The organism is Paenibacillus sp. sgz302114 (assembly GCF_056120345.1).
The window spans coordinates 819,177-841,249 of sequence record NZ_JBVYOI010000001.1; the positions used below are offsets into that span (position 1 = coordinate 819,177).

Genomic DNA, 22,073 nt, shown 5'->3' on the forward strand with positions numbered 1-22,073 from the left:
ATGAGGAGGGGTAGTATTGAAATGGGATGAAGGTCAGGCCGAGTCGCTGCGGTCTAAGCTGTTTACGAGAGATGGCAAGCCGCTCCGGATCTTATCGACATCGCTTGGTCTTGCACTAATCGCAAATGCAGCATTCGGTGCGATGGCCTATGCAGAGGGGACTACGGCGGCAGAGCAGCCGAAGCTGGTGGAATTCTCAAATGAAGCCGTGAAGCAATATTTTGACCCGGCAGTGGATTGGAATTTGCCTATGCTTGAGGATGAGAACGCCGAGGAGCAGGGTGCCGATACTGCAACAGGAAGCGGCGGCAGTGGCGGAGTTGTGAGCGACGGAGGCGGAGGTGCTTCGAGCTCCGGGGATACGATTATTATTAACAACGGTTCACACTCGAGCTTCGGCTGGGACGATCTTATGTTATATCATTTGCTGTTCAACCAAGGTTCGTCGTATTCGACGTCGCGTTATTATACGACTCATACCACCTATACATCGGGTACGCACCAGCCTTACAAGCCGAAGACCTCTTATTCGAGCGACAGCTTTCAAAATAAACCGGTTTCCGGTTCCAGTGTGCGTCCGGTCACATCGAACAAGAGCGGTTCGGTTACGCGCCGGTCGAAGTCAACCTCGTCTTCGCCAGGCGGGATCGGCGGCAAGTCCAGTTCGATGAGCTCATCCGGCAGCAGCAGTTCTTCAAAAAGTTCTTCGCATTCTATTTTTGGAGGATTCGGTGGTTGATGACGGCTGCGAATCGGTTTGAAATTGTTGGTGTGCCGCATCCGGACCGCGCGTCTCGCGTCGCACAGCTGCGTGAGCTAGGGTTCAGTTGGGCGGACCTGGCGGAGGAGCCGTACTGGATTGATCAGATCGTCACGATGCCGCGTCCGTTGTTTGAAGAATTGGAGACAGCATCTGCGAAGCTGTGGCTGATTCTGGATAAGACCGCTCGCTATATTCATGGCAAGCCGGAATTTTATGAGCTGCTCGGCATTCCCGAGGTGTTATGGGATGCGCTGGATCTTCTTCCGATGCCGCAAGAAGGGTTCATTAGCCGGTATGCTCGGTTTGATTTTGCCATCTCGAATGAGGGAGCCATTAAACTGCTCGAACTGAACGCCGACACACCGACTGGTTATGTCGAAGCTTCAATTGCGACGCCTTGGCTCTGTGACGAAGCGGGCATCGCCTCACCGAATGTCGGAATGGCGCAGCGAGTGGCTGAGGCATGGGGCTTCGAACGCCCTGAAGCGGCAGCATGTGTAGGGTACGGAGAGCATATGGAGGATTCAGGCACCATCGAGGCACTTGTGAAGCATAGCGGCTTGTCGATGCGCTGCGTGGATTGTCTTGAGCTATGGGTAGACGAAGGTGTGCTGAAGGATGGCGAAGGTCGGGCGATTCGCAGCCTGTTCGCATTGTACCCGAAGGAATGGATGGCTGTGGACGATGGCGGAGAAGCGCTCGCGTACGCGATAGAGAGCGGCAAAGTGACTTTATATAACGGCATTCATAGCATATTGCTGCAATCAAAAGGGCTGCTTGCCACTGTTTGGGGTTTGTACGAATTAGGGCTTCTGTTCGACCATAAGGAGCGACAGGCTATTAGCCGATATATGCTGCCTGCTTATAACAATCCGGTCTTCGAAGGCAGCTTCGTCTCGAAGTCCATGTTCGGACGCGAGGGCGGTTCTGTCCGTCTGTTTAATCAAACAGGCGAGCTGGAGCTTGCAGATGTGGACGGTTACGATACGAGCGAGCTGTTCCCACTGATGTATCAGAAGCGGGCGGAGCTTGCACGCATCGAGACGGCAGTCGGCGAGCTGCATCTGCTTACTGGCATGTTTGTGATCAACGGAGTTCCTTGCGGTGTGCTTGGCCGTGCAGGCGGTCCGATAACGGGTAATACGAGTCATTTTGTGGCAATAGGGGTGAGGGAAGAATGAAGAAGGCTCGAAGGTTTGGGCTACGGCTATATGGGCTGACGCTGCTCGTGCTGCTTGCAGGGCTGCTGCTTGACGCATGTGCATCGGATCAGCAGTCTGTATTCAACGTTAGCGCTGATGATATGGCTACAGAGGATTCGGCTGCAACTGGCGCTATTCCATGGGATTATCGCATCGTGCAGGGCAAGGTTGGCGATTTGGTAGGCAGCGATATGGTTATTCTGCCGGATAATACATTGATGGCGAACGATAGCAACTATGGGACGGGCGATGATATTTGGACACTGCAGTATATGACCGCTGAAATGTCCTCAGGCGCGAGCGGAAGCAATTCGATTAAGCTGTCGGCGTGGAATCCGATCAAGTCGTTCAAGAGCGAAGCTAGCGCGAAGGAGGATCTCGCGAAGCTGAAGCTGTCTTTGCAGACTGAAGTACCGCTTGTAGGCGTATATAAGACGTCCTATCAAGGAAAAACGAGGGATTTTGCCGTCATTACGCTGCCTTCGGGCAATCAGCTCAAGCAGCCGATTGATGATAAACGATATGAGAAGCTGAAGAGCTTGAAGAATGTGATGATCAACGTTGAAGAAGTTCACGACTACCTCAATTATGATCTTGCATATGCCAAATTCAGGGGGTGGGCGTAATGACCGTCGTTATTAATCTTGTCGTAAGCGTAATTGCAATTATAGGGCTTCAGCTGGCGGGCATGCTGATCTTCAGCTGGATGACGCCGTTTAAGGATATGGACGAGCTGCGCAAGGGCAATGTGGCCGTCGGTCTTGCGCTTGGCGGCAAGTTCTTGGCAACAGCGATCATTCTTGGTGTCGCTGCCTACACGAACACGTCGATCTGGCATGTGATCATGTGGTTCGGGGTTGGATATGTTTGCCTTGTCGCAGCCTACTGGATATTCGAGCTGGTAACGCCGAACTTAAACATTGCCGAGCATTTGCAAAAAGGCAACGTAGCGGTTGGGACACTCTTGTTCTGCGTGTTCCTTGGCACGAGCTTTGCTGTGAGCAGCCTAATTATTTAGTTCGATCTTGGCGTAGAGTGGTACATAGCCGCCGGTTCCTTCGTGGAGCCGGCGGTTTGTCGTTGTGTATTTTTGGTGAAAGAGAGGCTTCCGTACAAGCGCACATCGTGGAATGCCATTTACTAGTAGGAGATGACATGTAAGGGATGGCTGCTTGGGTAACGGGAGGTGAGCGGCATGGGCGACAACGGCTCGATGAAAAATGAAGTGTTTCTGGATGCTTCATTTCACCATCGCAATTATAATTTCAAATGCTCCTGGACAGGTTCGTTAAGCTGTGATGGTTGCAGAGGCGTGACTGGTGCGACAGGGGCTACAGGGGAGACTGGTGGGACTGGTGCGACAGGAGCAACGGGACCGACAGGATCTACAGGTGCGACAGGAGCTACAGGTGCGACAGGAGCTACAGGGGGGACGGGCGCTACGGGAGCGACTGGACCGACCGGAGCAACAGGTGCAACAGGTGTGACAGGTATGACAGGTGCGACAGGAGCTACAGGAGCTACAGGAGCTACAGGAGTGACTGGACCGACCGGTGCCACGGGAGCGACAGGAAATACAGGTGTAACTGGACCGACCGGTGCAACGGGTCCGACTGGAGCAACAGGTGCAACGGGTGCAACAGGAGCAACAGGAGCAACGGGTACAACAGGTCCGACCGGACCAACCGGACCAACCGGATCGACAGGTGAAACTGGCGCGACTGGGCCGAATTTTGCGGCGACGGGGTTCTCTGCTTTCTTGTCGACGCTATCTATCTCAGCAAGCACACAGCTGACGAACTGGTCCGTTGCTAGCCCATACTACGGGCACGCGAACTTCAATGCAACGACTGGCAACTTCACCGTGCCCGCGACAGGCAGGTACACGATTCTCGCCACGATTAACTACGCGACTACAGCTGCGCTCTCTGTAAGCCTTGGCGCAGGTGTCAATCCAGCGTTTGCTGTGCAGCGGACATCACCCACGGCTACGACCTTGGTGAGCGGTCTTTTTCCAATTCTGAATGTGAACATCGTACTCTTGCTTACTCTTCGAGCGGTTCTCGGGAGCGGTGTCGTCACGTTGGCAGGCGAAGTCACGTTGAATGCCGGTGATGTCGTTGGGTTGTTCTATAACGCGAACGGGCTGACGGTAGCCATTAACATCGGAACCGGCGCAACGAATGGAGTGGTTTGGTCCATGCATGAGATCACTTGAGTGAAGTTGTGCCCATTTGCCTACAAAATCTTTTTTTCAACTGACCATGCTGGAGGCTGAGGCATTTAATATACTGACCATCATTACAAGGCTGCCGCGACAAGAGGGGGGAATTCTACACGATGCCATCGCCATACTAATCCATGAATCTGTTCATCAAACTTCCTGATCCTTCATATCCCCCAAAAACCAAAGAACCGACATGTGCCAAACCAAAGAAACCAAAATGCGTCAAGCCAAAGAAGCCATGCCAACTTCATCCGAGGAAACGGCGACTTCGCCCTGTTTTCCCCTGTCCCCCAAAAAATCCTCATCACTGCGTGCCCGTAAAGGAGATGCGTTCCATCTCCTATTGCCCGTCACCACCCCTACCACCAATCGTGCCTATTGATCCGGATCCGGTAAAGCCGGTGAACAACATTATCATCGACAAGGAGTGCTGCGGTTCAATTTTGATCCAAGGAATCCAGCCTGATTTTCAAATTTGGGAAAATGACTTAATAGCGATGATCAATCTCGTCCAAATTAGCTTTAGCTCCAGCGCTAGCAGCACACAGCCGCTCGAAGTGCTCATTGAAGGCAGCGAACAGAAAAAATTGACTGTTCCGCCAGGCAGTACAATCAACTATATTGGGCAGCGAGTCCACGCGGTTAATATCCCGTCGCAGGGCGATGATTTCACCTATGTAGAAGGGCGTTATGCCATCTCGATAAGCATTAAGCTATCGGTTTGAGAACATACGCCTTCTTTATTAGATTGTATAACGAACGGTAATGCAAAACTCTCCTTGAACCGGGTCAGTAGCCACTAGGTTAATTGTATTGAAGCGGCTCACGGTAAAGGTCGTGCTTCCATTGGGAGGGACGATAATCGTTTGAACAGGCGTGACTACACCAGTCAGCAAGAAGTTTATCGTCACCCCCACAGTGCCTGTTACGATTTTGACATAGCCGGTGCCTTTAATAATTTGGGCCAAGTTGTCGGAGTAGATGGTTTGAGTGCCAGCTGCTGCAAACTGCCAGTTAATACATACTTTGTCTTGAACAGCGATGCTCTCTGAACAGCAGCTAAGCGCAGAACTTGAATCACACATGGACGGATGCCTCCTTCATGAGCGTATTAGGTAATCGGGTAGCGTGCGGTAATGCAAAATTCACCCTGATAGGTCCCGGCATCCGTACCGGGTAGCGTCAATGTGATGGAAGCGAAACGCCGATAAGTAAAAGCGAGACTCGTTCCAGGCTCAATGGTAATCGGAGTAATCATCGGAGCGCCAGCACTGTTAAGTAGATTGAGCGTTATTGCTGCAGGGCCAACATCGTATTGCACATAGCCGGTTCCTATGAGGTTCTGATTCAAATTATTCGTGAAGACGATAACGGTAACATCAGCTGCAACGACTGTGCCGCTCCAAGGTGAGCAAACTTTATCTTGAACATAGTTCTTGTCGGAACAGCAGGTTAGTGCGCTTGCGCTGTTGGAACAGGACATAGTCAGATAACCTCCTATTTAGGTTCTGCACTATTTAATGCAAGACGTTGAGGGCTCGTATGGACAGTTGCCTTTTTGCAACCGAAATAATCGAAGTAAGTTCGTTCGCTCCTAGTTATTGGGGATAGAAGCTGCCTCGTCAAACCATGCTAAGAATAGTCTCTTGAACCAATTCTGCGCAAGAAGCGTGCGGTTATCATTAAGGGGGAGCTAGCTTGACTATGACGACAGAGCAGCGCATCACGCTGCATGGCTTTAACAATTTGACCAAGTCGCTCAGTTTCAATATGTACGATATTTGCTTTACAAAGACAAAGGAAGAGCGCGAGGCCTACATCAAGTACATTGACCAGCAATACAACGCGGATCGGCTAACTGCCATTCTCAAGTCTGTTGCGGATATTATCGGAGCTCATGTGCTCAATATCGCGAAGCAGGATTACGAACCGCAAGGCGCAAGCGTGACGATGCTCGTCTCGGAAGGGCCGATCGAGCAGGCGCCGGATGAATCGTTCGAAGAGTCGCCTGGCCCTTTGCCGAAGGCCGTTGCCATGCATCTGAACACAAGCCACATTACGGTACATACGTACCCGGAATACCATCCGGACGAAGGCATCAGTACCTTCCGTGCAGATATCGACGTATCCACTTGCGGGGAGATTTCGCCGCTTAAAGCGCTCAATTACCTCATTCACTCGTTCGACAATGATATCTTGACGATGGATTACCGAGTGCGCGGATTTACGCGCGATATTAATGGGTACAAGCTGTTTATCGATCACGATATCAGCTCGATCCAGAACTATATCCCGCATGAGATTCAAGATCTGTACCATATGATTGATGTCAACGTATATCAGGAAAATATTTTCCATACCAAATGCAAGCTCCGCGAATTCGATCTGAACAATTATTTGTTCGGGTATACGAAGGATACGCTCAGTAAGGAGGAGCAGCTGGAGATTGAGAAGAGCGTGAAGTGGGAGATGGATGAAATCTTCTATGGCAAAAATATGGTGTTCACCTAAAAAGCAAAAAGACCGTCAGCAAGGAGTTTGGTTAACTCCAATGCTGGCGGTCTCTTCTTGTTATGTTATGAAGCAGATTACTTCATAACTGCGCTCATGTGCGCTTCTGTAATGGACCAGTGAGAAGCTGTCCAATATTTGGCCTTATCCTTGATGAGGATAATTTGCGGAGACTCGTGCTTCACTGAGGTATCTTCAGCGATTTGGTTAGAAACCGGTCTTGACTCGATCACTTTAACGAGCACGAAATCAGTGTCGTCTTGTTCTGGGTTGTTGTTCAAGTAGTTCGAGAACTCGGTGAATGCATTCGCACTTACCGGGCAAGTTGTACTGTGCTTGAACACAACGAGCGGGCGCGAGCTAGAGCCTTCCAAAGCTGCGTCCCATTCTTCGACGGATGTCAGTTCTTTTAATGCTGGCATAGTGAGCAGTCTCCTAACTGTTATGAAATGAGTTACAGAATAACCATCCTTAACATCATATCATAACGGGGAGCTGCCAATCCACTTTGCACGGTGCAAGAAAGTCTTATTTCTGCTGAAGCAGCATCGTCCACAAGGACGCCTGTTCATAGCCAAGGCGCCATGCAGCGACACCTGCCAGATCATATTTCTTAGCGATGGCTAAGCGAACTTTGACCGAGTCTGCTGTCTCTGCCCAGAATACATGCGTGTAGCCGTCAGCGCCAGTGTACTTGTACTTACGCTGGCCTGAGATCGGATCGTAAGTGCCAACAGCGCCTGTTTCTTGAATTAGGCTTGGCAGATCTCCCATAAGCAGCGCGCGATTGCCTACCAGGTTGCCGCTCGCGTCAATGCTCCATTCACGCACGTAGAACGGTACGCCGAGCATCAGCTTGCTGCGCGGAACGCCATATGCGAGGAACTGTTTCACGCCTTCCTCAACCCAAGACAGTTCAGCGACTGAGCCGGCTTCACTGCTGCCTTTCCAGTGCTGATCATAGGCCATAATCATAATCATATCGACGATGCCTGCAAGTGCATTATGATCGTAGGCGGTCTTAGCATCCCATGCCAAGTCGCCGCGAGGAAGGTCGATCGAGACTGTAAGTCCTGCCGTGTGAGCCGCTTTCGTAAGAGAACGAATGAATTCGGTATACAGGGTGCGGTCACTGCCGGCCATCATTTCAAAATCAACGTTGACGCCAGAGACATGGAGAGACTTCAGCTTGTTAACGAGCGTGTTAATGAAATTGGCCTTCGCCGCTTCATTACGCAAGAATGCGCTGGTCAGCTTGCTGTCGAATTGGTTGCTGACGAGAGGAGTCACCTTAATGCCGGACGATGCTAATGAGGTCATTAGCGCTGGATCGGAGTAATCGCTCAGCGTGCCGTCTGCGCTAGCAAGCTCGAACCAAGAAGGAGAATCATAATCGAGCCCTTGCGTTTGGCTGATTTGATTCATAATGCTGTCTGTACGCGCTGTGCCGTTCCAGCCAAGAAGCTTCAGCTTCTTCGTATTGTCCCAGACGACGCGGGCATCGGCAGTGGTTACTTCCGTATTCGCATATTGGCTGGCGAATTGTACGGCTCCTTTACGCGTGTGGAAGGATCGGAGCAGCTTGTCGCCTTGTATGACACTCAGGTAAGGGATGTTCGTCCACCAAGTGAGACCGTCCTTAACGACTGATGCGCCGGACAAGGAATTCGCGACAGCGATTGCTTTCGTAATGCTGTAATAGGAACCGACGACACGACCCGATTGAGTCACATCAAAGCTCGGTTTATTCGTTTGGACGATTTGTCCCGTCTGCGTGTTAACGACGTTGCTGCCCGGAAGTGCAAGCGAAGCACGGATCGCATCTAGCAGGAAGCTGTATGTTTTGTCGGTGAGCGAAGCGCCGTCTTCGGCTTCAATGCTGTATACGGGAGCCGAGGAGCGCTGAACATTTTCTTGATAAACGGTTATATTGTCCCATACCCACTGATTGGTTGATAAATCGATAATATGTATGTTGCCGAATGCTTTAGCCGCTTTCTTGGCTTCAGCGAGCGTAGCGAAAGACCAGTTTGCTAATGTTTTGTCCCCTTGGTATAAACGGTAGGCAGGGTATTCACTTTGTACGAAGCCAGGCTTCTCCAAATCGCGGATCTGGGCGAACGGAACTTTGCTAGCAAACTGCTTCGCTTCAGTAAGAGTGGCAAACTCGCATCCTGGTGAGGAAACGCCGTTCTCGTACACTTTGTAATGGGGGAAGTTGTCCCAGATCCATTCACGGCCAATAATTTTCTCGACATGCGTATACGTGAATTTCTTGGCATACGCAACAGCACTTGCGCTCGTCGTAAACTCTTTGATCGCGATCTCGTTGTGATAGACGCGATACTTCGTCGTCTGATCGCTTGATGAGGCGGCGTCGACAGTAACAGCTGTCGTTGCAAGACCGGCCTGCAGCGCGATGACCAGCGCGAATACGAGCGGTTTCTTGATTCGAATAAGCATGGTAAAACGTAACACTCCTCTCTATTATCTATTCTATTAGACGTAGAAGAGAGAGAGAGGTTGCGCGGATTTCGACAAATCCCGATATTTTCCATAGAAAAAGCGGGTACAGAGTTCGCTCTGTACCCGCTTCAACCTAACATTGTGTGCGACTAGTCTTCGATATCCGCCCAGAATTCTTCATCTGCATCCAGTGTGATCTGGGAGCGGAACTTACGTATTTGATACTGCTTCCACAAATACTGCTCAATCGCTTCGAGCAAGTTTGCCTCAATTAAATATTGGCTTCGGCCATGTATCCAAACTTCCGCTGTATATCCGTATTGCTCTTCCCATGAAAGCTGTACTTCGACGTCTGTCGGCGAGACTCCGCGACGTTCAGCCATATGGAGGCAAACGGCATTAATGATCTCGTCCGTAAAGATTCTCATTCTTAGTACGGTCTCCTATGTTGTTCAGGATTCGTAGGTTTGCGGCGATTCTTGAAGTAATGGAATATGCCGCGTATCGCGACGATTAAGATATAGATCGCCAGCACGTTAATGATTAAGCCGAAGAAATCGCCTAGGAAGCCCATTCCTCCAAACATGCCGCCGAACAGCATACCCGCCAATCCGCCGATCATAAGACCCTTCATAAAGCTGCCGCCGCTGAAGAAACCGCGTTTCGCCGTCGTATTTGCTGCTGCGCCGGACTTCGTCGTGCCTGTTGTGCTTTTGTTCACATTATCTGCAGGCTTAGATGGGGTTTGCGTGTAGCTCTTCTTTGGTGACTTGAAGCCGCCGCCCCGTGGCTTAGCGTCTGCCGATCCTACGCTGAACGCAAAGAACAGTGCAAAAGCCATCAATAATAAAATCCCTTTTTTCATCTGTAGTTCTCCTCCTGGTAGTTTGCGATAGCTGAATATATTACCTTTCAGTTCAATTACGAATAATATAGTCAATGGTTTCAGAAATATGTCGCGAAGATTATCCGGAGATCGGCCACAGCTTCAGCAAGCATACTTATATGTATATGGTTTAAAGTATGGGGAATAACATGCTCTTTAATTCCTTTTACTTCACCAGGCGCTGAAATAATTGTAAAGCGAAAAAAGGAGGAACGCGAGGTTCCTCCTTTCTCTTAGCGCATAAGAATAGGGGTTACAGCACGCCGAAGGCAAATTCCGCATCAGGGTCCGGCGAGAAGCTATTGTAATCCCGGATTGAGTCGGCGCCTTTGCTCGTGTACGAGATCGTTCCGATCTTGCCCGAAACGAGTGACGGCACTTTCAACACGATCGTTTGCCCATCAAGGAAGCCATCCGTTGGGGTGATTGGTTTGCCATCCACTACGATGCTGAAGAAATTTGTTTCATCCGCATAGCCCTTGATTGGCTCGCTGAACGTAATCTTGATCGCCGTTCCTTGTGCAGCTACTTTCGTAATAGAAGGAATGGCATTATTCGCACTTGAAACAGTAAAGTTATAGACGCTGCTGCTGTCAAAGTCCTTTAGCGAGGCCCCTTGATCGTCCACGATCCGTCCATGATTCGAATCGTACTCCAACCGGTATCGCTGATTCGACTTCAAAGGATCCAGTCGGTCTGCGTTCAGGTATACTGTGATTGCCTTACGGTCAGGGGAAAGGAGGTAGCTCGCATTACCCTTTGCTTGAATGTCGATCTCATCTCCGCCGGATCCGCTGTACAGTGAGAAGCCTCCCGCGTCTTCAAGCTTAACGGGCTCGCCAAATTGAATCTCGAACGTGTAGCGGTCCGTCGATACGATCTTCGTGACAGCAGGGGCTTGATTGGACGTCGACGTTCCCGCAAACACAACTTGATAAGGATTGGAGCCGTCCTGCGTGCGGATGGCATTCCATCCTGCCGCGTCCTTGATGCTGTCCTTGAAGCGCAGGCGATACGTTTTGCCGGACTTCACTTCATCGTCTAGATAAAGCGTAATTTCGGTCATGATGCTGTTTGTGTCGTGTAGGCTATCCGAGATGACGTCGATCGTCGAACCGTCATCGCGAAGCAGAGTGAAGCCGGATGCGCTGACGTTGCGAACGGGTTCGCTGAAAGTGACCTTGATTGCCGTGCTGTTCACAGCCGACACTTGCGTAACGTAAGGTTCGTCGTTTCTTTTCTCCGTACCTGGGAATACTTTCTGATCCGCACCATCCTTGGTGACCAAACCAGGCAAATCAGAGATGCGGCCGGTATAGACATGCCCCGCGACGAACAGGGAAGGATTGCCCGATTGCTGAGTCCTCAGCTGAACCACAACCACGTTATCCGTACCGGACTTGCGGATAACGTATTCGCTCCACCCGCTCGCGTCAACAGTTCTGTTGTTGTCCTTCAGAATCGTCAAGTCGAGAGAGGAAACTTCAGAGTTGGATAGCGCACGGCTGAACGTCGCTTGAACGGTGTTCTGATTGACAATGTCGAGCTTCTGCAGCTCGATCGTTCCGGTCGTTTCGACATCGCTGCCGACGAATTGAATGCGAGTATCCGTGGCGATCGAGTTGCCGCTCAGATCCTTCACTTGATTGATGGTGACAGAATAGACCCCGCCTGGGGTCTGGGCGTTGGTCGTGAGCGTGACCGTCTTCTTCGCGTCGTCGTACACAGCGCTCTTGACAGTGCCGAGATTGCCGCTCAGCTTGTAGTTGCCCACACGGGTTGCCGTGTTTGCATCCAGACGCTCGCTAAACGTTAAGACCGCTTGGCGCGCTGCCGATTGAATACCGACAACGGTTGGAGGAGTTCGGTCGACATAACCGCCAAAGTACAGGTTCGTCGCTTTATCCATCACGTTGCCCGCCAGGTCTGAGACCCCTTGAATCGCCAAGGTATACAGCACGGCGTCCGTCTGCTTCGTCGTCGTGAGAATAACCTTATCGCCGTCAGGATCGGCAATGACGTTGGTTACTTTGAGATTATTGTTGATCGTGTAATTCGATACTTTCTTCGCCTGATCCGCGTTGACCTGCTCGCTGAACTGCACTTCGACGGTCGAATTGCTAAGCACGGTTACGGATTGGACAAATGGCTTATTGTGATCGTTCGTACCTTTGAAAACAATATCGCGCCGCGTGTTCATGACGTTGCCGGCCAAATCGGCGATATTGCGAATCGTCAGCGTGTATTCCTTGCCGTTCTCTTGTTCACCCGTGTATAGCGTTACTGTTTTGCCATCGCTGCCAAGAGTCGCGCGGGTGACGTGCAGATCGTTATTGATGCTGTAGTTGTTCAAGTTGCGAGCGTCGCTGGCATCGATCTTCTCGCTGAAGACAACCTGGACTGTCGAATTGTTCTGCCCAGCGACGGACACGACGGTCGGTTTCGAGCCGTCGAGATCATAGATGCCGTTGAAGTACAAGTCGCTCCGGGAAGTCATCGTGTTGCCCGATAGATCCTTCACGCCGGAAACAGACAGCCGGTAACGATAACCATCCTCTTGCGTGCTCGTCGTGATCGTGACCGTGCGGCGATCGTCAGATAATACATAGCTATAGAGATTAAGGTCGCCGGAAACGATGTCGTAGTTGTCCGAATCCTCTGCCGTGGAGCGGCTAACCTGCTCAGAGAACGTCAGCCGAATCGTCCGATCTCCCAAGCTCTCGACCTTGGTGATGGTAGGACGAGTGGTGTCGCCTGTGCCGCCCGTGCCGCCCGTGCCGCCGTTGTTATTCCAAATAGAGGAATAAAGCCAGCTCGTTCCGTCCACCGTTAGCGTGTAAATGACGTTCCCGTCTTGCGGCCCTGTCGAGATAATTACGATATTGCCATTCGAGGACAGAGTCGCTGTTTTGATTGCGATAACCGTGCCTTGATTGTCCTTTAGCGAGAAGCTGGACAGATTAACCGAGGTGACGGATTCCTTCAGGGTGACTTGAATAATATTGTTCGCCAGCGGTTGAACGGTACTCACTTGAAGTTTTTGTTGGTTTGACTGCTGATAAACGGCATAAGCGGCATCGACGAGCTGTCCGCGGGTAGCGGCTGCTTTGTAATTGCTCTGGTAGGAGATAAAGCCATGATCAAGCGCGCTTCTTACCGAACCCCTTGCCCAATCGGATACGATGCCAGTCACCTGAGAGCTGTCGCTTACGTAGCCATAGGCTCGAACCAGCACGACAGCCAGCTGCTCCACCGTTACGTTTGTTGCGGGAGAGAACTTGCGCGCAGCGGTTCCCGTCATGAGCCCCGCATTGTTCACAGCCTCGACTTCGTGATAGGACCATCTCGTCTTCAATACGTCGTCAAAGCTCGCCTTTACCGGATTGGTGTCCGATAGACCCCAGAGCCGATACAATACGGCAGCGAACTGCTCACGCGTCATCGATTGGTTTAGCCCAGCGCTTCCGTCCCCGAGTCCCATGAAGATTCCTTTGTCCTTCAGCACCTCGAACTTCTCTTGCGTGGAAAGCGACTCTGCACTTGCAGTGAATGCCGGAATCGCCAGCGCCAACAGCAGCCATACAATCAGTACTTTCCGTACTAGAGTCATTACTTAACCTCCTTTTTCGCGAGCTATGAAGACCCGCTGCGTTGAATAGTTAGACGCGGGGAGGTTACATATTGTTGCGACGACAAAATCTATTAGAAAATCTGTCGAAACTTGTGAATAAGCGCGTATTTACTAGAAATAGCAAAGAAAAAACCTTTTGCAAAGCGGTTTCAAATCTATTGTCTATTCATTTTATGAAACATTATGTATCGATTTGTTGAGATTTAGAGATTATGAATTTTTTTTTATTTTTTTAAAGTGAAGAAAGCGGTCTGAGCCTTCTCATGGTAGACAAGGATTTGGCTATTCTTGTTCTCAGCAACTAATCGACATATAATGAAGTGAATTGGAATGAGCAGCCTATCAGGAGGAATTCATTCTCTTTTTTCGGAAAGCGGGGAATAACGGTGGAGAAGAACTATCCAGCGGCGTACGAAGCGTATTTATACGAATTTCATGCAACGAGAGATTATTTCGAATGCCATGAGATTCTGGAAGAATATTGGAAGTCACTTCCCGGTGATCCGCTATGTGAAACGTGGGTCGGACTCATTCAGCTCGCGGTCGGCTCGTATCATCATCGAAGGAACAATTTTCGCGGTGCAATGCTCATGATGCGACAATCCGGGCTGCGACTCACGGCAGAGCGGCTTGATGCGCTTGGACTTCATGGCGATGCCGTGCGCGCGCTTATTATGAAGAGGATGACTGCAATTGAAGCTGGAGAGCCGTTCGCGGATATCAATTTACCTATAATAGATGAAATGCTTCTAACGAGATGCTTGCAAAAGGCTGAGCACGAAGGAGATCAATGGGCAGCTCCCAGCCGGGAAGCAGACGAGCTTATTCACCGCCACACGCTTCGCGACCGCAGCGATGTGATTGCAGCAAGAGCGGAGGCAGCAAGCCGAAGAAGGAAGCAGCCGCCGGCGAAATAATAAAAGCTTAGCTCCATTAAGAGGGAATCCTCTTGAGAAGCTAAGCTTTTTTAATGAGTTATTTCGTTTCTGCTGCTGTTTCGTAACCGTCCACGATAAGATCGAGCTTGCCGGTTCCCGGGTCAATAATGAGACCGTGTACCGGTGTGTTGACCGGTAGGAGCGGGTGATTCTTAATGATGCCGACGCTTCGCTCAACGCTATCCTGCACGTTGTCGAAGCCTGTCAGCCAGCGCTCAAGGTGCATGCCGGAGTTCGTCAGCGTACGAATCGTTTCATCCGTAACGCCACCTTCGTACATATGCTGAATGACCACGTCAGGATTGAGGCCAGTCATGCCGCAGCCATGGTGGCCGATGACGACAACTTCCTCAGCGCCGAGCTCATATACAGCGATCAGAATGCTCCGCATAATGTTGCCGAACGGCTGCGTCACGATTGCGCCTGCATTCTTAATGATTTTGGCATCGCCGTTCTTCAAATTGAGTGCCTTAGGCAGCAGCTCGATCAGACGCGTGTCCATACAAGTAACGATAACCATTTTCTTCTCAGGAAAACGACTCGTGCTGTATTTCTCATACTCGCGGTTCTCTACAAACTGTTCATTGAACTCCATTATCTCTTTAATATTGTTCACAGTAGTTCCTCCTCACTCATGTCCGAGTATCTAGTGATGTTAGTATGACTTTATTAACCGCATATTAGCGGTATAAATCTGACTGTCGCTCTTCAAGCTGAACGCATTTCTGTCCTCGTTGTAATCGACCTTTAATTTCGGCTCGAAAAACACTTCATAACGAGGCTCGTACCAAACGGAATATGGCGTGCCTTCGCCGAGAGTATCATCTGCAAGCGGAGTTTCAAGTACTTGCAGGGCAGGGACGCCGCTAACGACGCAGCCGCAGCCTTCCGTATCGTACAACAGCTTCAGATGCTTGGTGCCATCCCGCATGATCGGTTCAAGCTTAGCTGCAGCGGAAGGTGTAAATGTAATATGCAAGGGTAGGACTCCTTTCGCCAATGCTTGTATACTAAAGTGAAGATGATTAGGTTGATTATAAGGGTTGCAAAAAGTATGATCAAGTAGAAGCTGGTAAACGTTATGGAAAGGTGATGACAGTTTAATGACAATTTCGAACAAAGCGCTGGACTTATTCGTTGAACGAATCGCGCTCATTAAGAGTTATGAAGAGTCGCTGGGACTGCTTTATTGGGATTTGCGTACAGGAGCGCCGCGCAAGGGGATGGATGTCCGTTCGGAGGCGATCGGCAATTTGTCAGGTCAAATGTTCAAGCTTGCGACTGCGCCAGAGCTTGGCGAATGGCTGACAGAGCTGGAACAGCCGGCTGCATATGAAGGATTAAGCGAAATTCATCAGCGTCTGGTGAAAGAGACACGTAAGGATTACGACCGCAGCGTGAAGATCCCGCCGAAGCTGTACCAAGAATATGTCGTGCTTACTTCGCAAGCAGAGTCGATGTGGGAAGATGCGAAAGCAAACAGCGATTACGCGTCGTTCGAGCCGTACCTCGACAAAATCATTACATACACGAACCGATTCATCGACCTGTGGGGCGTGAAAGGCACTCGTTATGACACGCTGCTTGATATGTATGAGCCGGGAATGACTACGGAAGAGCTTGACCGAGTATTTGGCGGCTTGCGTGAGAAGCTTGTTCCTCTATCAGCTGCGATCGCGAATTCGCCACACCAGCCAGAGACAGGGTTCTTGAAGCAGCAGTATGCGAAGGAATCACAGAAGAAGTTCAGCCTGTTCATCCTCGAGCAGATGGGCTTCGACTTTACAGGCGGCCGGCTTGATGAGAGCGCGCATCCTTTTGCAACGGGCCTTAACCCAGGCGACGTGCGAATTACGACACGCTACTTGGCGGATGATGTGACGAGCGCATTGTTCGGTACGATCCACGAAGGCGGTCATGCGTTGTATGAGCAGAATATCAGCAAGGACCTGATTGGCACAACGCTTTGCACAGGGACGTCGATGGGTATCCATGAGTCACAATCTCGTTTCTGGGAAAATGTCATTGGACGCAGCACGGGCTTCTGGAAAAGGTACTTCGGAGATTTGCAGCAGCACTTCCCGAACCAGCTGGACGTGTCGGTTGAAGATTTCTACCGCGCAACGAATGTGGTACAGCCTTCCTTGATTCGTATCGAAGCAGATGAGCTGACATACAACCTGCACATTATCATTCGCTATGAGATTGAGAAGCTGATCTTTAATGAAGGTGTGAAAGCGTCCGAGCTGCCTGCGCTTTGGAATGCGAAGTATAAGGAATACCTTGGGATTGAGCCAGAGAACGACGGTGAAGGCGTACTCCAGGATGTGCACTGGTCGGGCGGTTCGTTCGGTTACTTCCCGTCGTATTCGCTTGGCAATATGTACGCTGCACAAATGACAGATACGCTGGAGCGTGAAATGCCGAACTTCTGGGAGCTCGTCGAGAGCGGCAACCTCATTCCGATCAAAGAATGGCTGACGGATAAGGTTTACCAATACGGCAAGCTGAGAACGCCATCGGAGCTCATTACGGGCATTACAGGCAAGCCGCTTGATCCGGATTATCTGTTCCGCTACCTGCAGAAGAAATATACCGACATCTATAAGTTGTAGAACCATCCATTGGCCGCCCCCCTCGTCGCAAGACGCAGGGGCGGTTTTGTTAACATATAAGAACATACGCTTGAGGAGTCGAATATGGGTATACGTGTAATCAAAACCGCTATCGCTGCACTTGCAGCACTTTATACAGGGCACTATCTGGGGCTTCAGCCACCGCTTGCTGCTGGCTTGCTTGCCATCATCGGCGTAGAAGTGACCGTAATGCGCGGTCTTCGCAATGCTTTGGCGAGGTTCTTGGCCTCCGTACTTGGACTATTTTTTGCTTCATTACTATTCGTGCTGCTCGGCTTTCACCTGTGGACAATCTCCATCTTCATTCTGGTCGCGTTTCCGATTCTTACGAGGTCTCGGCTGCTGAAGGAAGGCATCGTGACGAGCGCGGTCATCGTCTTCCACGTGTATGCGAAGGAAGAAGTGACGACGCATCTGATCGCAAATGAGATTATGCTGCTCATCACTGGGCTTGGCTGGGCACTCGTCGTGAACCTGCTCTATATGCCGAAAGAGGAGCATAAGTTAATAGAGCTTCGGCATGAGACAGAAGAGAAGTTCGGCGCAATCTTTATGAAAATGGCACAGACGTTGCGTCAACCGACGCTGATTTGGGACGGGGAAGAGCTGCTTGATGCCGGGAAAGCGATAGAAGAAGGTATTTATCGGGCGGACGTGAGCCGGGAGAATTTGATCTGGCGCGGTCTTCGAGGCGACTATGGCGTGAAGATGCATTGGTCGAATTACTTCGAGATGCGTCAGCAACAGCTCGATTCCGTCAGCCTCATGCTGACTCAGCTGGCTCATGTTTATGAGACATTGCCGCAAGGCGAGCTGGCAGCCGAGCTGTTCGAGGATCTAGCCGGCGATCTGAAATCAGATGTGTACGAAGGCAAGGTGGAAACGAAGCGGAAGCTGCTCGGGGAAAGGTTTCGCAGCATGCCGCTGCCAACAACCCGCGAAGAGTTCGAGATTCGGGCGGCAATCTGGCATCTGCTGCATGAGCTGGAGCACTATCTCTCCATTGCGAAGAGGCTGAAAAAGCAAAAAAACAGCCTCGAAGCTGCTGTGGTGGCCGATTAAGGCAGGATGCGGCAGAGCTGTGTGACTATGAAATCAACCTTTTAAAATATAGAAAGTAAAAATTTGTACATGTCAAAAAGAAATAGTCACCGTAGACGAATGTCCTGCATACACTTTAATTGAATGATTGTATGGAGGAGGTTAGATCGATGGCTTATGCAGATAAACAGCTTAAGGCTAGAGAAATTATTACCAAAGCTGTCTGCGGCAAAGGTCGTAAGTTTTCCACAGTAACTCATAACGTTACGCCGCCTCATCACCCAACGAGCATTTTGGGCGCATGGATTATAAACCATCAATATGAGGCGGTCCGCTCAGGAGACGGGATCGAAGTTATCGGTACTTACGATATCAACATTTGGTATTCTTACAACAAAAACTCGCAAACAGATGTAGCAAAAGAGACGCTCTCTTACGTGGAACACGTGCCGCTCTCCTATCTGGATCCGAAGCATCGGGCTTCGACCGAGGAAGTATCTGCGGAGTCAACGCAAGAGCCAAATTGCATCGAGGCGAATATTTCGTCTAGCGGCAATGGTGTCGTCATTCGCGTGGAGCGCGAATTCGCGGTCATTCTTGTTGCAGAGACGAAAGTATGGGTAGCCACTTTGCCAGGCGGATCGGATGACGGTAAGGATTATGAGTATGGCGATGACGGTGATTTTGAAGATTTGGATCCGGAGCTGCTCGACGACGAGCTGTAATTAGGCGATTACAGCGGTTGTAATGTAATGTATGCGAGGGCAGTGAAAGATTCGAGGGCGAGAGCCCTCTTTTTTTTCGAAAAATATGAGCTGCAGCGCTTGTTTGCAGGTGCTGCAGTGAAATGGAGTGGCTGCGCGTGGGAGGCAGCGTATGGGTTGTTAACGGGGCGGAGCGAATGCGGATCAGCGTTTCGGGTATGCTCGAGCAGGACAAGGGTGGGGACAGGAGCGAGGACAAGTTCGGCGACCAGGACAAAGGCAAGTATGAGGACAAGTTAAGGGGCAAGGTGCGAGTTAGTAACGGTAGCTCGCATGTTCCTGTTCATGGCGATGTCATCATAGTTGGCGAGAAAGGCAATGTGGGAGTTGGGAGCAAACAACGGCTTCATGTGCTGAACGAAGGCGCAAGCGAGTTTACAGCGGAATCGGATGATTCGGTACGCAGGCGGCTGAGGCGTGCAGGTGTTTCTGTGTGGAGCGCAAGTGCAAGTGAGAGCTGGCGTGCACGCAAAAGCAGAGGTACGAGCCCCAGCACAAGCGCGAATGCGTTCGAACAGCCGGTTGTGGCGCTCAGAAGCTTTCTTGTGTCATTGTTTCAGCTGCTGCCGATTGAGGCTCGGCGGCTCCCTTTACACGGAAGCAATGTCTTGATACGGGGGAGCGGGAGGAGTGAGCAGCTGAAAGAAGAGGATTCGCGATATCGTCCTCTAACCCGGCTTGCTGCTCGGGCGCTCTACGCTTGCGGGCTTGATTGCGGTTCGGTGCTCATCCATGCGGATGAGCATGGTCGATGTTATGTTGCTTCTGTGAGTCTCCCGCCTTCTCAGCAACTTCTAGATGCTGAGAGCATCTGGGGTAGAGCGGTTACAAAGCTAGCACAGCAGCTAGGAGCTGCTGGAACTGCCGGAACTGGAAGCGAGCAGGTGCAACAGGTGCTGCTTGGCGCTGATCCTGAATTTCTGCTGCTCTCGGAGAGCGGCAAAGTCGTCTCCGCCGCCCGATATCTGGAAGGCGGGCATGGTGCTGGCTGCGATTCGGTTCTCATCGGCGGGCAGATCAAGTACCCTGTCGCGGAGCTGCGCCCTGCGCCGGCGGATTCGCCGGCTGAGCTCGCACGGAACATTCAGAAGCTGCTGCAGCAGGCTGCAAAGCGCATACCAGATCAGCCCCCGCTGCGCTGGGCCGCAGGCGGAATGCCCGCCGCAGGCTTCTCGCTTGGCGGACATTTGCATTTGAGCGGCGTGCCGCTTACTGGTCGGCTGCTCCGCTTGCTGGACAGCTATATCGCATTTCCGCTTGCGATGATTGAATCGCCAGCGGAGCATGAGCGACGTCCGCGTTATGGCAGCCTTGGCGATTTCCGCCTGCAGCCGCATGGCGGCTTCGAGTACCGGACATTGCCGAGCTGGCTCGTGTCGCCACTTGCCGCGAAAGCCGCCTTCGCGCTGGCGCTGCTCTGCGCGCGAGAGAGCGATGCGCTCGAGGCATGCCCTGCGGCGGAGGAGCGGTACATCGACGCCTACTATGCAGGCGACCGCGGCGCGCTGCGCGGCTGCCTGAATGATCTCGCCGCGTCGATGGCGCAGACGGAGTCGTATCGCGACCTCGCTGTATGGATCGAGCCGCTTCTGGCTGCGATTCGATCGGGGAGAACGTGGGACACAGGGGCAGACATCCGTGTGAAATGGGGGATTTTGCGCGCCGAAGCTCACTGACCGTAACAATGCGAACAACCCGCATCCGGATGGATACGGGTTGTTCAGGTTATTCAGGTTGTCCGTATATGACGAGAAAGCAGGGGAGTAAGCTTCAAATATAGAAAATGAAACTTTGCTCGCAATCGTGGAAAGTGCAGAATGTTATGGATAAGATTGATGATCCGTATCGCGAATCCGATACAAGCTCATTAACCTGTCGATAGGCAGAGACACCGGCAGAGCGGCGGCGCGGTCCTGATACCAGTATGCCGTTGATGCGTACCAGTAGGGCTTGAGATGCTTTGCCTCCCAAGGATTTACGAAGGAGATTCTAAGATTCTCCTTGAAGGCGATTGCGTCGCGTTCGTGGAACCGGTACATGCTGATCATGGAACGAAGCGTGTCTTTGAGCGGTACGCCATGTAGCTCGCTGTGGAACTCGCCGTCGCGGAAGTACCATCCCCCATTAAAATAATCCTCAAGCCCCGTCCCCACAATCGTCGGCTTGCTGCTCTCCGTGTCAATAAAGATGTACTCGGGTGCCTCTAAGTAAGATAAGTAGTTTAGCTCCTCGCCTTGCATGGACAACGAGCAGCCGACATAATGGCCGTTACCTTTGATGTCGAGTATCGGCAGCGGATCGGGTCCGTTCAGACGGTTCGTCTGGAACAGGCAATGGAACCGGCCTTGTCCGGCTTGCGGCTCATCGTACTCCTCATAATTGGCGTTAAAGAAGACGTCGCACGGAATGCTCTCATGCAAATTTTCAAGCTCGATCCGAACTTTATTGTAGGGCATCGGGAAGTAGCAGTAGAAGCCGCCGCTCGACATCCCCAAGTAACGGGAAACATAATGGCGGAACTCGCAGTGGCCGATGCCGAAGAAATCACCGACTGGAGCTTCTACGGATGGATGCGGCTCGCCGTCCCAGTATATGCGTAGAATAAGCTTTTTTAGCGTGGACGGATCGTTCTCGGCAGACGTGTCCCAGTGCCTCCAGAACCAGCCCGGAAAAGTAAGCCACATTCGCGTAATCATCCCCGGTTTATCACTTTCGACCAGCGTCGCAGCTGGTGCGCCAGGCTCGATCCGTTTGGTCTTGCTCTTCGTATGCGGGTCGAATGTCGTGAACTGCGCAGCTCGGATATGGTGTTCAGCACAGATATTCCACTCCTTAATGGGTTCTAATTTAATGAAAGAAAAGATGAAACCGCTTACGATTGGCTTGATTATATAATGTGATGTATAAGTTGTAAACTGATAATCAGTAAACAAAATGATGCAAATAACTATTTTTGTATTTTTTGTTTAATTACACTCTGTGATGGCTGAGTATTCTCCAAGCGGTGG

General features: G+C 51.1%; 22 protein-coding genes. 12 read left to right on the forward strand and 10 right to left on the reverse strand.

Going from position 1 to position 22,073, the window contains the following annotated elements; all coding sequences use genetic code 11:
- Positions 1-16 precede the first annotated feature (16 nt).
- The 6 genes from AC0LWF_RS03755 (at position 17) to AC0LWF_RS03780 (ending at position 4,917) form a co-directional block, all read left to right on the forward strand.
- Positions 17-739, forward strand: coding sequence for a hypothetical protein (locus tag AC0LWF_RS03755; RefSeq protein ID WP_474650196.1), 723 nt, complete (start codon positions 17-19; stop codon positions 737-739).
- Positions 739-1,944, forward strand: coding sequence for a glutathionylspermidine synthase family protein (locus tag AC0LWF_RS03760; protein WP_474650197.1), 1,206 nt, complete (start codon positions 739-741; stop codon positions 1,942-1,944). Before AC0LWF_RS03755 ends, AC0LWF_RS03760 begins: the two co-directional genes overlap by 1 nt.
- Entirely contained in the window at positions 1,941-2,591 is a 651-nt protein-coding gene (locus AC0LWF_RS03765) for a signal peptide protein (protein WP_474650198.1), read from the forward strand. The genes AC0LWF_RS03760 and AC0LWF_RS03765 overlap by 4 nt, the downstream gene beginning before the upstream one ends.
- Positions 2,591-2,983: a DUF350 domain-containing protein gene (locus tag AC0LWF_RS03770; protein ID WP_474650199.1), complete on the forward strand. Its 393-nt coding sequence runs from the start codon at positions 2,591-2,593 to the stop codon at positions 2,981-2,983. The genes AC0LWF_RS03765 and AC0LWF_RS03770 overlap by 1 nt, the downstream gene beginning before the upstream one ends.
- A gap of 177 nt (positions 2,984-3,160) precedes the next feature.
- A complete protein-coding gene (locus AC0LWF_RS03775; RefSeq protein WP_474650200.1) occupies positions 3,161-4,183 on the forward strand; it encodes a BclA C-terminal domain-containing protein in 1,023 nt (340 codons plus the stop codon).
- Positions 4,184-4,593: 410 nt separating this feature from the next.
- Positions 4,594-4,917, forward strand: a complete 324-nt coding sequence (locus AC0LWF_RS03780) for an S-Ena type endospore appendage (RefSeq protein WP_474650201.1) — start codon at positions 4,594-4,596, stop codon at positions 4,915-4,917.
- Positions 4,918-4,935: 18 nt separating this feature from the next.
- On the opposite strand, the gene AC0LWF_RS03785 is transcribed toward AC0LWF_RS03780, so the two are convergent.
- Together AC0LWF_RS03785 and AC0LWF_RS03790 are read right to left on the reverse strand one after the other, a co-directional pair.
- Positions 4,936-5,277, reverse strand: a complete 342-nt coding sequence (locus AC0LWF_RS03785; protein WP_474650202.1) for a DUF3992 domain-containing protein — start codon at positions 5,275-5,277, stop codon at positions 4,936-4,938.
- A gap of 26 nt (positions 5,278-5,303) precedes the next feature.
- Complete coding sequence (locus AC0LWF_RS03790; protein ID WP_474650203.1) at positions 5,304-5,675, reverse strand: DUF3992 domain-containing protein; 372 nt, start codon at positions 5,673-5,675, stop codon at positions 5,304-5,306.
- 215 nt (positions 5,676-5,890) lie between these two features.
- Between AC0LWF_RS03790 and speD the strand changes: the two genes are divergently transcribed.
- On the forward strand, positions 5,891-6,703 hold the full coding sequence (speD, locus tag AC0LWF_RS03795; RefSeq protein WP_474650204.1) for an adenosylmethionine decarboxylase: 813 nt from the start codon (positions 5,891-5,893) through the stop codon (positions 6,701-6,703).
- A 77-nt stretch (positions 6,704-6,780) separates the two neighbouring features.
- Here speD and ytxJ read toward each other — a convergent pair whose 3' ends face one another.
- From ytxJ to AC0LWF_RS03820, 5 genes are all read right to left on the reverse strand, one after another.
- Complete coding sequence (gene ytxJ, locus AC0LWF_RS03800) at positions 6,781-7,125, reverse strand: bacillithiol system redox-active protein YtxJ (protein WP_474650205.1); 345 nt, start codon at positions 7,123-7,125, stop codon at positions 6,781-6,783.
- A gap of 106 nt (positions 7,126-7,231) precedes the next feature.
- Entirely contained in the window at positions 7,232-9,166 is a 1,935-nt protein-coding gene (locus AC0LWF_RS03805) for a glycosyl hydrolase family 18 protein (protein ID WP_474650206.1), read from the reverse strand.
- 152 nt (positions 9,167-9,318) lie between these two features.
- Entirely contained in the window at positions 9,319-9,597 is a 279-nt protein-coding gene (locus tag AC0LWF_RS03810) for a YxcD family protein (protein ID WP_474650207.1), read from the reverse strand.
- Between the two features lie 2 nt (positions 9,598-9,599).
- Complete coding sequence (locus AC0LWF_RS03815; RefSeq protein ID WP_474650208.1) at positions 9,600-10,034, reverse strand: hypothetical protein; 435 nt, start codon at positions 10,032-10,034, stop codon at positions 9,600-9,602.
- Between the two features lie 274 nt (positions 10,035-10,308).
- Positions 10,309-13,665 (reverse strand): Ig-like domain-containing domain, encoded by a 3,357-nt coding sequence (locus AC0LWF_RS03820; protein ID WP_474650209.1) that lies wholly within the window; start codon positions 13,663-13,665, stop codon positions 10,309-10,311.
- A gap of 407 nt (positions 13,666-14,072) precedes the next feature.
- On the opposite strand from AC0LWF_RS03820, the gene AC0LWF_RS03825 reads away from it, so the two are divergent.
- Complete coding sequence (locus AC0LWF_RS03825) at positions 14,073-14,603, forward strand: DUF309 domain-containing protein (RefSeq protein WP_474650210.1); 531 nt, start codon at positions 14,073-14,075, stop codon at positions 14,601-14,603.
- A gap of 58 nt (positions 14,604-14,661) precedes the next feature.
- Here AC0LWF_RS03825 and AC0LWF_RS03830 read toward each other — a convergent pair whose 3' ends face one another.
- Together AC0LWF_RS03830 and AC0LWF_RS03835 are read right to left on the reverse strand one after the other, a co-directional pair.
- Positions 14,662-15,240, reverse strand: a complete 579-nt coding sequence (locus AC0LWF_RS03830) for a beta-class carbonic anhydrase (protein ID WP_474650211.1) — start codon at positions 15,238-15,240, stop codon at positions 14,662-14,664.
- A 39-nt stretch (positions 15,241-15,279) separates the two neighbouring features.
- Positions 15,280-15,603 (reverse strand): iron-sulfur cluster biosynthesis family protein, encoded by a 324-nt coding sequence (locus tag AC0LWF_RS03835; protein WP_474650212.1) that lies wholly within the window; start codon positions 15,601-15,603, stop codon positions 15,280-15,282.
- A 124-nt stretch (positions 15,604-15,727) separates the two neighbouring features.
- Here AC0LWF_RS03835 and AC0LWF_RS03840 point away from each other — a divergent pair, with 124 nt between their 5' ends.
- The 4 genes from AC0LWF_RS03840 to AC0LWF_RS03855 all read left to right on the forward strand — a co-directional run bounded on the left by AC0LWF_RS03840 (position 15,728) and on the right by AC0LWF_RS03855 (position 20,741).
- Positions 15,728-17,239 carry a carboxypeptidase M32 gene (locus AC0LWF_RS03840; protein ID WP_474650213.1) on the forward strand — a complete coding sequence of 504 codons (1,512 nt, stop codon included), beginning with the start codon at positions 15,728-15,730 and terminating at the stop codon, positions 17,237-17,239.
- Between the two features lie 84 nt (positions 17,240-17,323).
- Complete coding sequence (locus AC0LWF_RS03845; protein ID WP_474650214.1) at positions 17,324-18,322, forward strand: aromatic acid exporter family protein; 999 nt, start codon at positions 17,324-17,326, stop codon at positions 18,320-18,322.
- 149 nt (positions 18,323-18,471) lie between these two features.
- Complete coding sequence (locus AC0LWF_RS03850) at positions 18,472-19,026, forward strand: outer spore coat protein CotE (protein WP_090573227.1); 555 nt, start codon at positions 18,472-18,474, stop codon at positions 19,024-19,026.
- A gap of 122 nt (positions 19,027-19,148) precedes the next feature.
- On the forward strand, positions 19,149-20,741 hold the full coding sequence (locus AC0LWF_RS03855; protein WP_474650215.1) for a putative amidoligase domain-containing protein: 1,593 nt from the start codon (positions 19,149-19,151) through the stop codon (positions 20,739-20,741).
- Positions 20,742-20,885: 144 nt separating this feature from the next.
- On the opposite strand, the gene AC0LWF_RS03860 is transcribed toward AC0LWF_RS03855, so the two are convergent.
- Positions 20,886-21,998, reverse strand: coding sequence for a glycoside hydrolase family 172 protein (locus AC0LWF_RS03860; protein WP_488656649.1), 1,113 nt, complete (start codon positions 21,996-21,998; stop codon positions 20,886-20,888).
- Positions 21,999-22,073: the final 75 nt, after the last annotated feature.